Here is an 11837-nt window from a genome sequence, read left to right as displayed (position 1 = left end):
CGATCACCACCCCCGCACCTGGGGTTCGACGTTGCTGAAGTCGCCGTAGGTGAACGCGTCGGTGTAGGCGCGCTCGGCCACGACGGCGCCCTTCGCGTCGAACGCGCGGACCGTGCCCTCGACCGGCGCGGGCAGCTCGATCCGCCCGACGCCGTTGGTCAGCGGCGTGGTCGCCAGGACGGCGCCGTCGCCCTGGCGGACGAACTCGGCGCGGACCGCGGCCGGTGGCGCGACGATCTGCAGCGTGTCGAGCGGATCCTGGGTGAAGTGCGGCAACCGCATGACGAGGAGCGCCTTCTCGGGGTCGCCGATCACGCCCGCGGCGTTCGGGTGGGTGCGCGAGTTCGGCTCCGGGCTCGCGTCGGTGGTGAGCGTGAGGTACGGCCCGCCGCCGTCCGGGGTCAGCGCCATCACGGTCGCGATCTGGCCCATGCCGGTGCCGACCTTGTTCGGGTCCTCGACCCAGAAGTCGTCGCTCCACAGCACCACGTATCGGATGTCGGGCCCGGTCAGCCCGGTGTTGTAGGCGAGCGCGTCGGCGGCATACTCCGCGGCCCGCGGGGCGGGCTTGCCGCGCCCGTGCAGGGGGTTCACGTCGACGGCCCCGCGCCGCGCCGTGCCCGGCGGGAAGACGGCACCCTCGTAGAGCACGGTCGTGTCCCGGCTGATGCGCACCCGCAGCCCGTTCGGCACCGCCTTGGTGTCGCGGGCCACGTACCCGGCCGGCTCGGCCTTCCACTCGCGCTTGATCGTGCCGTCGGCCAGGTACCGCGGCGAATCCGACACCGACAGGTCATACCCGGCCGGCCCGAACATGACCACGAACCCCTCGTCGCCCCTGTTGCCGCGCCAGTCGTCCCGGACCACCGGCGTGTCCACATCGGACCACCCGGTCAGCTTCAGGCTCTTCGCCGCCGCCCCTTTGCCGCCGGTCAGGTTGACCAGCTGCGGCGCGCCCGTGGCCCCGGCGACGATCACGAGCCGCCGGTTGCCGGGGATGTCCCCGGCGAACAGCACCCGCAGCTTGGCCCGGTCGCCGGGCAGCCCGTACGCGTCGGGATCCGCGATGATCCGGTCCAGCACGTCCTTCTGCAGGTTGATGTCACCGGCCAGGGACCCGCGGGTGGGCGAGTCGAGCAGCGCCTTGACCAGGGCCGGCGGCTCCCCGTTCTGCCGCCCGGGCCCGAGGTCGGGCCGCCCGGTCCCGCCGTTGTTGAGTTGCAGGAACATCGCCACGTTGAGCAGCACGCAGGTCACCACGAGGATGGTCAGTGCGCTGGCCGTGAAGGTGCGGGTCCGCCGGCGCCGGTTCGCCCCACGGACGGCGGCGGAGGTGACGTCGTACAGCTTCGCCTGCCCGGCGACGTCCTCGAGCGTCTCGGCCAGTCGCCTCACGACCGCACCTCCATCTCCACGAGTTCGGCGAGTTCCGGTGCGAGGGTCCGCAGCCGGGACAGCGCATGATTGGTCTGGCTCTTGACCGTGCCGACGGAGGTACCCATCACCTGCGCCGTCACCGCTTCGGAGAGATCTTCGAAGTACCGCAGCACGACCACCGCCCGCTGCTTCGGCGTGAGCTTCGCGAGTGCCTGTTCGAGCACGAGCCGCAGCACCGCGCGGTCGGTCTCGTCGCCTCCCGCCGTCTCCGGCAGAACATCGGTGGTGTGCTCGAGAAACCTGCGCCGCCGCCAGGTCCGCACGTGCTCGTGGTAGAGGATCTTGCGGATGTACGCCTCGGGGTCCCCGGCCGCGGAGACCTTCGCCCAGTGCAGGGCCGCCTTGATCAGCGCGGCCTGAAGGAGGTCCTCGGCCTGCGCGTGCCCACCGGCGAGCAGGTACGCGGCCCGCGACAGTCGCGGCAGCCGCGCCTGCACGAACTCCCGAAATCCTTCTTCGTCGACCACGCGACTCCTCCCGACCGGCCCTACCGGTGTACATGCCCCCAGGGACCTGCCAGGTTGGAACCCACGCCGACCATCAAGCGCGTTTATCCTCTCCGGCTCGTTTGCGGTAGTCGGTGAGCGCGGCGTCCAGACCTTCGGCGTACTCGTACAGGCCGATCCCGTTGTAGCTGCGGCCGGCCTGCTCGAGCAGGTCGATGAGCCTCAGCAGCTCGTCCTTGCGGCCCTGGGTCATCGCCGTGAACACCTCCGCGAACGCGTCGTGCTCGACGAGGGAGGCCGCGTGCCGGCTGCGCGGGTCGTCCTCCAGGTCCTCCATGACCTTCGACCAGGCCCGGGTGCGCTCGCGGGTCAGCTCGGCGCGGCGCATGGCCAGGTCGTGGTCCGCCTGCATCTCGATGCGCCGCCGCCAGTAGGGCTGCATGCTTTCGCGGACCCGTGGATCCGGGAGCACGAACACCTCCGGGCGGCAGGTGAGCCGCTCACCGGCCGGGCCCATGGTCCAGTCCATGGCCGGCAGCCGCGCGTTGAGCTCCTGTTCGAGGTGCTGCGATCGATGCGGTTCGAACGTGCGGGCCACCCGCTCCGATCGGAGGCGCAGCGCGTCCAGCACCTCCGGGGTGTACAGGTCGATGAGGTGCTCGAACCGGGTGCGGTGCATGCGTCTGGCGCGCCAGACGAAGGTCGGGCGCACCGAGAAGTCGAAGGCGTCGCCCTTGGCTGCCAGGGCGATCGGTGCGGTGGGCCGGCAATCGGTCAGCTCGGGTTCGACGTCTGGTTCCCCGACGGCTGGTTGCCACCAGTCCGACAGGCGGCGGACCCATTCCTTTCCGGTCGGCACGGTCGGTTGTTCTTTCCGGTGGAAGTCAGTGGTCATGGTGCCGGCCTCCCAGCATGCTGTCGACGGTGTCGAGGATCGGGTTGTCCGGCATGCTGCGCCGCCAGAAGCACCGCAGGTAGAAGCGAGCGCGCTGGTTGATCGGGCCGTCCCGCAGCACGTGGCCGAGGAGTTCACACAGCGCGCTCGTCAGCTCTGTGTCGTCGGCGGCGAGACCGATCCAGCGCTCGAACACCGACCACGCCTGCCGGGCGGTCGCCGGGTTGAGCAGCGCGCCCGGCCAGAGGTTGGCGTGGTCGGCGGCCGACACCTCGCCCGTGGCGGTCTGCCGCAGGAGGGCCGGCCAGGCCTTGGTCGCCGCTTCGCCGACGGCGTCGCTGTCCATGTCCGCCAGCTGCAGCAGGCATCGGCTGGCCATGGTCCGCAGGTTGGCGACCGGGGAGTCGGGCCAGCGGACGAGCCGCTGCACCACCGCGGCACCGTTGGTGGTGTAGATGCCCCGAACACCGACGGGAATCGCGTTGCTGGTGCGTTGCATGTCGTCGCGGGCCGCGCGTTCCAGCACCGCCAGCGCGTCCAGCGGATACCGGCGCCGGAAGGTGTTGGTGGCGTAGGTGCGGACCGCGGTGTCGCGACGGTTCCCCGCCTGCTCCACCCAGCCCGCGACGCACGCCAGGACCCGCGGTGCCAGCTCGGGGTTGTGGACCGCGAGTTCGCACGCCAGGGCGGCGGCTTCACGCCGGGACCGGGTGTTGCTCGCGGCCCAGTTCTCCAGCAGGTGCCGGCGGATCTGCCCGAAGTCGTATTCACACAGCAGACCCGCGGCCGCGGCGACGGGCCGGACGTCGTCGGCCCCGACCAGGTCGTCGAGCCACCGCAGCAGCGGCTGACGCGCGGTGTCGTATTCGTGCCATGCCACGTCGAGCAGGCCGCGGACCAGGCCCGGCTGGCGGAGCCGGGCGATCCGGGCCGCACCGGCCGGGCCCGCCTGGTCGGTGGGCAGGTCGTTGCGGATGCCGTCGAGCAGGTGGTCGAGGTTGTGTTCCAGGACGGTGCGGTCGGTCGAGCCACGCCCGGTTGCCTCGTCGAGCCGCTGGCAGAGCGCTTCGGTCGCCGTGAACACTCTGGTCAGCGGGTAGCCGTTGAACACGGCGAACGCGAGGCGGGCGGCGCGGCGGTGCTGCGCCAGGCGGCGGGCGCGGTGTGCCTCGTGGCGCTCGCCGTCCTGGGCCGGTGCCGCCTCCAGCAGCGCTACGGCCTTGGCGCGCAGCGCGGTCCGGTCGGCGAGCAGGTCGACGGCGGCGGCGGCATCGGGCACGAGTTCGGCGAACTGGGCCGCGAACCGGACGGCGTCCGCCATGGTGTTCGCGGACAGGTGCCGCAGGTGTTGGGTGCGGCAGCGTTCGACGTATCGCCGGACACATTCGCCCTCGCAGGTGGGGCATGTGTCGATGCAGCTCCCCCGGTCGCCCAGCCAGCGCTCCAGCCACACGAGGAAGACGTCGCGCGGGTCGGGTCGGGCGTGCTCGACGTGATACTCGACCAGCTGCCGGTTGTTGGTCTCGGCCGCTCCGACGAGGACGACGGCGGCGTGGGCCTCGCGGGCGAGCACGGACAGCTGCGCCAGCTCCGACGGCTCCGGCTCGACGGTCCGGGCCAGCTCGACGATGTGCCCGTAGTCGGACCTGAGCAGGGTCCGGTCGGAGAGGTACGCGTGGATCGGGTCGTCGCCGACGAGACGCAGCTGGGTGATCCGGTCCGATCCGTGGGTGCGGGCCAGTCCGACCAGCGCGGCGGTGACCCGTCCGCTGCCGGCGGTCCCGCTGAGATACGCGACCGGGCGGCGGGTGAGCCGTTCGACCAGGCGGTCGGGCGTGGCTGTCGCGGTGTAGGTGTGGATCCGCTCCAACACCATCGCCTCGTCCAGCGGCTGGTTGATGAACCGTCGCCGTCCCAGGCCGGCGCCGACGTTGAGGACCGTGCCGATCGAGGTCGACCCCGGTCCGATCGCCGAGGGCCCGAGGAACTCCGAGTCCAGGATGCCGTAGGACCTGATCATGTTCGCGGCCAGCGACCGTACCGCGTCGTCGGTGTCCTCGCCCTGGTCCGTGGCGGCCGGTCCGGTCTGGTTGGGCCGCGGCTCCGGGTCGGGCTTCTGGTCGGGCTTCTGGTCGGGCCTCTGGTCCGGCTGGGGTTGCGGTTGTGGCTGTGGGTGCTCGGCGGTCGTCATTGGTCTCCCCTGCCGTTCCACGGGCCGTGCACCGAACCGATGGCCGTGCCGCCTGGGCCGAAGACCGCCGGTCCGTGTGTGGTGACGCCGCTGATCTGGTACGTCGCGGGCACCGGATCGGGTTTCGCCGGGGGTGGTTCCTTTTCCGGCGCGACCGGCGCGACCGGCGCGACCGGCGCGACCGGCGCGACCGGCGCGACCGGCGCGACCGGCGCGTCCCAGGCGATCGCGCCGGCGTCCTCGTCCGGGACGGAGATCCAGGCGGTCGTCGCCAGCTGCTTGACCGCCACCCGGACCTGGGCGAACCGTTCGGGGCGCAGGCCGTGGTACCCGTGCCGGACGACGTCGTCGAAGATGCTGCGCGAGACGATGAGCGCGACCGATGCGGCGGGAAACGCGGACAGCGCCTGCCGCAGGGGCTCGGCGTCCAGCAGCCGGCACACCTCGACCACGGCCTCGCCGGGGAAGCCGTTGGCGCCGGTGAGGTGGACGAGGCCCTGGTGGATCGCGACGCGCAGGCGGACCTTCGCCCCGGGCAGGAGGTTGCGGTTGTGCTCCCGCAGGATCCGGTCGAGTGCCGGCACGAAGTCCGCCACCACGGTGAGCTCCGACGTGTCGGCCGGCAGGATCGCCAGCTCGCCGTCACCGCTCTGCTGCGTGGTCCAGCTCGCGCGCTCCAGCCCGACGCTCGCGACGGCCTCGGCCATGACTTCGCGGAACAGTTGTTGCGCCCGGTACTGCCGCAGGTTGTCCCGTGGGCTGTACCGCTCCATGTCGACTGCGACCAGCACGCATCGCCTGGGATGAGCCGGTTCTGACATCGCCGCCACCTTTCACCGGTCGATCGCCGCACGGCGAACACCGGCAGCGCCTCCTGTATATCGATGGATGCCGCTGAAGATTCCGTCGAAATACGGCATGACCGGATCCGGCCGGCACGTCCCGGAATCCGTCATGTGAGGCAATCCCTCGCGCGGGATCGGGCTGCGATGGACGCATGAGCCAGACACCCGAACCGTTGACACCCCTGGAAGATCTGCGCACCGCCGTGTCGGTCGGCGCCGCCGCCCAGGCGGCCATCCAGCACGCCGACACGAAAGCCGCGGTGCTGCTGACCGGCCTGGTCGGCGCGGCGGCCCTGGCCGCCAACCAGCCCGACCTCGTCGCGGCCTCGGTGCGTGGCGGTGCGGTCTCCGCCGCGTGCATGATCGGCCTGGCCGGCGCCATCATCGGCGGAGGTTCGGTCGCGGGATGGCATCTCGGCCGCTGCCTCATGCCGCGGCTCGCCGGCTCGGACGGCCCGACGGGAAACCGCTTCGTGCTGCCCGATCTCGGCGCGCGCCGAGCGCCGACCGTCCCCGCCCCGGCCGAGCGGCAGTGCCGGGAGGCATGGGCGGCGGCCGAGGTCCTCGCCCGCATCGCGATGCAGAAGTACCGGGCGATCCGGGCCGGGCTGCCGTGGGTCGCGGTCACGGTCGTCGGGTCGGTCGGCTGGTTGTGCCTGGCCGCCGCCATGAGCGGACAGTAGCCGGCCCACTCCGAATGGTATCGTCGATCGTCTATGCTTGGAGGTTGGCGCACATGAGTGTCATCGACGTCGACACCGTCACGTGGGCACCCGGCTCATACCTGCATCGGCTGACCGCGCAGGCCCGTGACAGCCTGCGGACGATGACGCCGCGCCGCCGGGCCGAGCCGGGCGACGTGCTGATCAGCCAGGGCGCCGTGGAGCGGCACGTCATCCTGCTGCACAGCGGCATCTCGAAGGTCACCGTCCTGACCGCCGAGGGCGTCGACTCGCTGCTGGCGATCCGGGTCAGCGGTGACCTCATCGGTGAGATGTCCGCGCTCAACGACCTGCCCCGTTCGGCCACGGCAACCGCCTGCACCCCGCTGGTGTACAGCGTGATCCGCCGCTCCCGGTTCCAGACGTTCCTGGAGCACCAGCCCAGCGCCGCGCTCGCCCTGGCCGGCATGGTCGCCGACCGCCTGCGGTGGGCCAACCAGTTCCGGGTGGACTTCACCGCCTACCCCGCCCGGGTCCGCGTCGCCCGGGTGCTGGTGAAGATGGCGCTGACCTACGGCCGCCGCACCACGACCGGGTTGGAGATCGGCTTCGAGCTGACCCAGTCCGAGCTGGCCAGCCTGTGCGGCGCCGCCGAGGTCACCGTGCAGAAGTCGCTGCGGGAGTTCCGGCAGGCCGGTTCGATCATCACCGGGTATCGCACCGTCACGGTGGTGGACCTGGACCTCCTCCAACGGACGGCCGAGCTGTAGGTGCCGGACCCGGTTGCGCCGCCGGTGGTCAGCGGCGGGTGTCGATTGCCTGGCGCAGGGCGGGGGTGCGGCCGGCCGCGGTGACCGCGTGCTCGATGTCGGTCAGGCCGAAGCGTTCCCCGACGAGGTCGGCGAACGGGAACCGGTGGTGGTGGCCGGCCAGGAAGGCAACCGCCCGCGCCAGGTGCAAAGGCCGGTAGTTGTGGACGCCGGTCACGGTCAGCAGCCCCCGCACGAGCCGCTCCGGGTCGAGGGCGACCGCCGGTCCCGGCGACACCGTGCCGGCGAGGACGGCGTGGCCGCCGACGTCGAGCGCGGCCAGGCATCCCGCCACGGCCGCCGTAGACCCGGACAGTTCGACGGCGACGTCGACGCCGGTCGGCAGCTCGTCCGGGGTGACCAGCGCCGAAGCGCCGAAGCGCCCCGCCTGCAGCCGGCGGGCCGGGTCCGGGTCGCAGACGGTGACCTCGGCGCCCGCCGCGGCGGCCATCGCCGTGGCGGTGACGCCGAGCAGCCCGGCCCCGGTGATGAGGACCCGCCGGCCGGCCAGTGCCGGGGCGGCGTCCAGCACGGCCGCGACGGTGGCGGTCGCGCAGGAGGCGGGTGCGGCCACGACGTCGGGCAGGTCCTCGGGGACCGAGACGATCGTGGTGCCGGGCGGCAGCACCGCGTGGGTGGCGAAGCCGCCGCTCAGGGTCCAGCCGGCGGTGATCGGTTCGTGGCCGAACTTCCGCAGTCGCAGGCACTTCTGCTCCAGGCCGCGGGTGCAGCGGGCGCAGTCGCCGCAGGCGACGGTCACCGACCAGACGACCCGGTCGCCCGGGCACACGGAAGCGCCGGCGCCGGTCGCGACGACGCGGCCGACCTGTTCGTGGCCGAGGACGGTGGGCGTCGGGGTGGGCCGGTGACCGGCGACGGTGTGCAGGTCGCTGCCGCAGATCGTGGCCAGCTCGATCTCGACCAGCACCTCGCCGGCGGCCAGGTCCGTGGCCAGGTCCGCGGGCCGGTCCGTGGTGACGATCCGGAACGGCCTGCCGACGCCGTCCCAGCGCGCGTACCGCACCCCGTCGCCGCCCACGTCAGCCCCGTGCGTCGAGCAGTGCGGGCAGCTCGACGACGCTGCCGATCACGTCGTGGGCGCCGGCGGCCCGCAGCGCCGACTCGGGCCGGCCGCCGGTCAGGACGCCGACGACGAGCCCCGCGCCGGCGTTGACACCGCAGCCGGCGTCGGACTCGGTGTCGCCGACCACGACGAGCGCGCCGACGGAGCTGGTCCGGGTGCGCAGCAGCGCGGTGAGTGCCAGGTCGGGTGCCGGGCGGCCGCGGCCGGCGTCGGCCGGGGTGAGGACGGCGTCGGCCAGGTCCTGCCAGTGGAGGGTGTCGACGATCGCGTCGGCGGTGGCGCGGCCGAAGCCGGTGGTGAAGACGACGGCCAGCCCGCGCTCGCGCAGCTCGGCCAGCGCCTTCTCGGCGCCGGGGATGGGCGCGCAGCGGCCCTCGTCGACGAGTTCGGCGTACGCGGCCTCGAAGGCGCTGTTGAGCCGCTGCGCCGTCGCCTCGTCGGCGAGGGCGCGGAACACCTCGATCTTGGACTGGCCCATGGTCACCCGCACGTGCTCGAGGGCGGCGGCCCGGCCCGGGTCGCCGGGCAGGACCCGGTCGTACGCCCGCGCGAAGCCCTCCTCGACCAGGCCGTCGTCCACCACGAGCGTCCCGGCGAGGTCCAGCACCACGGTCTCGAATCGCATGTCGTTGCCTTTCACACTGTGCGGAGAGCGCGGCCGGAAGACCGGGCTCCGAAAAGGTCGTCGACCACTGCCTCGCCCAGGCCGAGCCCGGTGGTCATCCCGATGCCCGTGGTGACGGACACGACCCGCAGCCCGTCGGCCGGTGCGGCGATGAGGAACTCCTCCGGCGCCGACGCGTACGTGCCCTGCCACCGTTCGCGGACCGGCAGCCGCGCCAGCCCGAAGAGCTCGCGGGTGATGTCGGCCAGCGCGGTGAAGGACGACTCCGCCTGGAACGGGGGCACCGCGAGGCTGCGGTAGTGGGTGTCGCCGGCGATGACGGTGCCGTCGGGTCGCTGGGTGTACATCTGGTTGAGGTCGAGCGCGTACAGCTCGGGGTGGTCGGTGGCGAGCCGTTCCCGCAGGGCCGCGGCGGCCGTGGTCGCGGTGCTGGCGGAGTAGCGCAGCAGGGACCATCCGGTCAGGACCGGGGCGCGCAGCGGCGCCGCGAGGGTCCCCGGCTCGACCAGGAGCATGTCCAGCCCGCACCGCACGACGCCGGCCTTCTCGGCGATGTCCGGGTAGAGCTGGTCGACGTCGTGGCCGACCGCGACGACGACCGCGTCGGCGCGGATCGGGTCGCGGGACGTGTGCAGGACGCCGCCGTCGACCCCGAACGCCGAGGTCCGCCAGCGGAACTCGACCCCGGCGGCGGCCAGGTGCCGGGCCAGCGCCGGGGCGGCCTGGCGCGGGTCGACCTGCAGGTCCCGGGGCAGCAGGGCGCCGCCGGTCGGGCCGGCCACCGGCGCCCAGCCGGTCACCTCGTCGGCGCCGATCAGGGTCACCCCCGGTTCGGTCCGGCTCCACTCCTCGATGACGGCCAGCTCGTCGGCGGCCCGGGCCACGACCACGGTGCCGGACTCGGCGGCCCAGAAGCCGGCCCGCTGGGCGTATCGCAGCCACAGTTCGCGGGCCCGTTCGGCGTACTGCCGGGCCTGACCGCTCTGGGCCGTGACGCAGATGTGCCCGAAGTTGCGCACACTGGCGCCGGTGATCGCGTCGGCCCGGTCGACGACGACGACCCGCAGCCCGCGCTCCCGGGCGGCGGCGGCGTGGCCGAGGCCGACGATGCCGGCGCCCACGACGGCGAGGTCGAACCCGGCGGTCACCGCAGCGCCCGGCGGACGACGGCGGAGATGCCCTCGACGACCACCACGGCGGTCACCAGGACGATGACGAACGCGGTGACCTGGTCGTAGCGCGAGACCCGGGTGGCGTCGATCAGGTAGTAGCCGATGCCGCCGGCCGCGACGATGCCCAGCACCGTCGCGGAGCGGATGTTGGAGTCGAAGAGGTACAGCGTGTGGCCGACCAGGGCGGGCACGCTGAGCCGCGCGGTCGCGGAGAAGAACACCTGGGTCCGGGTGCCGCCGACGGAGTGCACGGCGAGCTGCGGACCGGGCGGGGCCTCTTCGAGGGAGTCGGCGATGAGCTTGCCGAGCAGCCCGACCCCGACGACCGCGAGGGCTAGGGTGCCGGCCTGCGGGCCCAGCCCGGTGATGATGATCAGGACGATGGCCAGGATGAGCTCCGGGATCGAGCGGATCACCAGCAGCAGCAGGCGGGCGGTCAGCCGCACCGGCTTGTTGGGGGCGGCGTTGCGGGCGGCGAGGGGGCCGATGAGCAGCGAGACGGCCAGGCTCAGCAGCGTGGCCGCCGCCGCGATCTGCAGCGTGACCAGCAGGGCGTCGAAGACGTTCGTCCAGGTGCGCGGTTCGATCGACGGTGGCCAGGTCCGGTCGAGGAGGAACGGGATCTGGGACCAGAAGCTGAACAGGTCGAGCCACTTCGCCTCGGAGCCGATGACCGCGGCCACGACGACGACCGCCGCGAGGATGATCGACGCCGTGGATTTGATCCGGTCCGGGGTCCAGGGGCGGCGCATGGCCGCATCCACCCGCCCCTCGAAGCCCTGGTTTTCAAAAGCCGAATGCGAGGTGTCGGGAGACAGCCGCCGCGCGAGCCGCGACCCGAGGCTGACGCCGGACGGCGCCACACCCAGCAGCTGCGCCCGGATCACGGTCGAGGCGATCTCGAACAGCACGCACAGCCCGAAGATGACCAGCGCCAGCGCCATGGCGAGGTGGTAGTTCAGCGACTCCAGCGCCAGGCGCAGGTCGTAGCCGAGTCCGATGATGCCGGCGTACCCCAGCAGAACGGAACCGCGCAGGTTGATGTCACCGCGGTGCAGGGTGGTGGCGATCCAGGAGGGCAGCACCTGCGGGAAGACCCCGGACCAGAACTCCTGGGCCGGCGAGGCGCCGGTCGAGCGGATCGCGTGGCGCGGCCCTTCGTCGATCTGCTCGATGGCGTCGGCGAAGAGCTTCGAGATCATGCCGATCGAGTGCAGGGCGATCGCGAGGATGCCGGGCAGTGAGCCCAGGCTGAACAGCAGCACGAAGAGCATGGCCAGCACGACGTCCGGGACGGCGCGGGCGACGACGCCGATCGAGCGGCCGACCGGGACCAGCCAGCGCGCCGGGCTGGTGTTGCGGGCCGAGATGTAGGCGATGGGCACCGACAGCACGGCGGAGAGCACGGTGCCGCACAGCACCACGCCGAGGGTGACGCCGATCGACCGGAGGAGCTCGGCGGCCGGCGGGAACTCCAGCGGGAGCATGCGGTCCAGGAACGGCCCGACCTTGCCGGCGCTCTCGGTGAAGGTCTCGACGGTGAAGCCGACCTGGATCAGTGACCAGATCGCAAACGTCAGCAGCGCCACCAGCAGGCCGGCCGCGACCACGGTGGAGGCCGCCGGCCCGGGGCGCTTGACGAGCCGCTCCAGGTCGACCTCGGTGCTCATT

Annotated in this window: 11 protein-coding genes; 2 read left to right on the top strand and 9 right to left on the bottom strand. The window is 72.7% G+C overall.

Going from position 1 to position 11837, the window contains the following annotated elements:
• Positions 1 to 3: 3 nt before the first annotated feature.
• The 5 genes from Dsi01nite_RS24335 to Dsi01nite_RS24315 form a co-directional block, all read right to left on the bottom strand.
• Entirely contained in the window at positions 4 to 1395 is a 1392-nt protein-coding gene (locus Dsi01nite_RS24335) for a hypothetical protein (RefSeq protein WP_203848556.1), read from the bottom strand.
• A complete protein-coding gene (locus Dsi01nite_RS24330) occupies positions 1392 to 1904 on the bottom strand; it encodes a SigE family RNA polymerase sigma factor (protein WP_203848555.1) in 513 nt (170 codons plus the stop codon). The genes Dsi01nite_RS24335 and Dsi01nite_RS24330 overlap by 4 nt, the downstream gene beginning before the upstream one ends.
• Positions 1905 to 1977: 73 nt before the next feature.
• A complete protein-coding gene (locus Dsi01nite_RS24325; RefSeq protein ID WP_203848554.1) occupies positions 1978 to 2778 on the bottom strand; it encodes a hypothetical protein in 801 nt (266 codons plus the stop codon).
• Entirely contained in the window at positions 2768 to 4969 is a 2202-nt protein-coding gene (locus Dsi01nite_RS24320) for a hypothetical protein (RefSeq protein WP_203848553.1), read from the bottom strand. Before Dsi01nite_RS24320 ends, Dsi01nite_RS24325 begins: the two co-directional genes overlap by 11 nt.
• Positions 4966 to 5790, bottom strand: coding sequence for a hypothetical protein (locus Dsi01nite_RS24315; protein ID WP_203848552.1), 825 nt, complete (start codon positions 5788 to 5790; stop codon positions 4966 to 4968). Before Dsi01nite_RS24315 ends, Dsi01nite_RS24320 begins: the two co-directional genes overlap by 4 nt.
• Before the next feature lie 176 nt (positions 5791 to 5966).
• Between Dsi01nite_RS24315 and Dsi01nite_RS24310 the strand changes: the two genes are divergently transcribed.
• Positions 5967 to 6497: a Pycsar system effector family protein gene (locus Dsi01nite_RS24310; RefSeq protein ID WP_203848551.1), complete on the top strand. Its 531-nt coding sequence runs from the start codon at positions 5967 to 5969 to the stop codon at positions 6495 to 6497.
• Positions 6498 to 6550: 53 nt separating this feature from the next.
• Complete coding sequence (locus Dsi01nite_RS24305) at positions 6551 to 7246, top strand: Crp/Fnr family transcriptional regulator (RefSeq protein WP_203848550.1); 696 nt, start codon at positions 6551 to 6553, stop codon at positions 7244 to 7246.
• A 28-nt stretch (positions 7247 to 7274) separates the two neighbouring features.
• Here Dsi01nite_RS24305 and Dsi01nite_RS24300 read toward each other — a convergent pair whose 3' ends face one another.
• The 4 genes from Dsi01nite_RS24300 to phnE are packed head-to-tail and all read right to left on the bottom strand — an operon-like array spanning position 7275 to position 11836.
• Positions 7275 to 8324, bottom strand: coding sequence for a zinc-binding dehydrogenase (locus Dsi01nite_RS24300; protein WP_203848549.1), 1050 nt, complete (start codon positions 8322 to 8324; stop codon positions 7275 to 7277).
• A gap of 1 nt (position 8325) precedes the next feature.
• Complete coding sequence (locus Dsi01nite_RS24295) at positions 8326 to 8994, bottom strand: HAD family hydrolase (RefSeq protein WP_203848548.1); 669 nt, start codon at positions 8992 to 8994, stop codon at positions 8326 to 8328.
• Positions 8995 to 9005: 11 nt separating this feature from the next.
• On the bottom strand, positions 9006 to 10142 hold the full coding sequence (locus tag Dsi01nite_RS24290; protein ID WP_203848547.1) for a TIGR03364 family FAD-dependent oxidoreductase: 1137 nt from the start codon (positions 10140 to 10142) through the stop codon (positions 9006 to 9008).
• A complete protein-coding gene (phnE, locus tag Dsi01nite_RS24285) occupies positions 10139 to 11836 on the bottom strand; it encodes a phosphonate ABC transporter, permease protein PhnE (RefSeq protein WP_203848546.1) in 1698 nt (565 codons plus the stop codon). Before phnE ends, Dsi01nite_RS24290 begins: the two co-directional genes overlap by 4 nt.
• Between the last annotated feature and the right edge of the window lies 1 nt (position 11837).

The sequence above is a fragment of the Dactylosporangium siamense genome (genome assembly GCF_016862795.1).
Classification (GTDB): domain Bacteria; phylum Actinomycetota; class Actinomycetes; order Mycobacteriales; family Micromonosporaceae; genus Dactylosporangium; species Dactylosporangium siamense.
The sequence above is the reverse complement of the archived record's forward strand: the minus strand, read 5'-3'. Positions and strand labels throughout refer to the sequence as shown.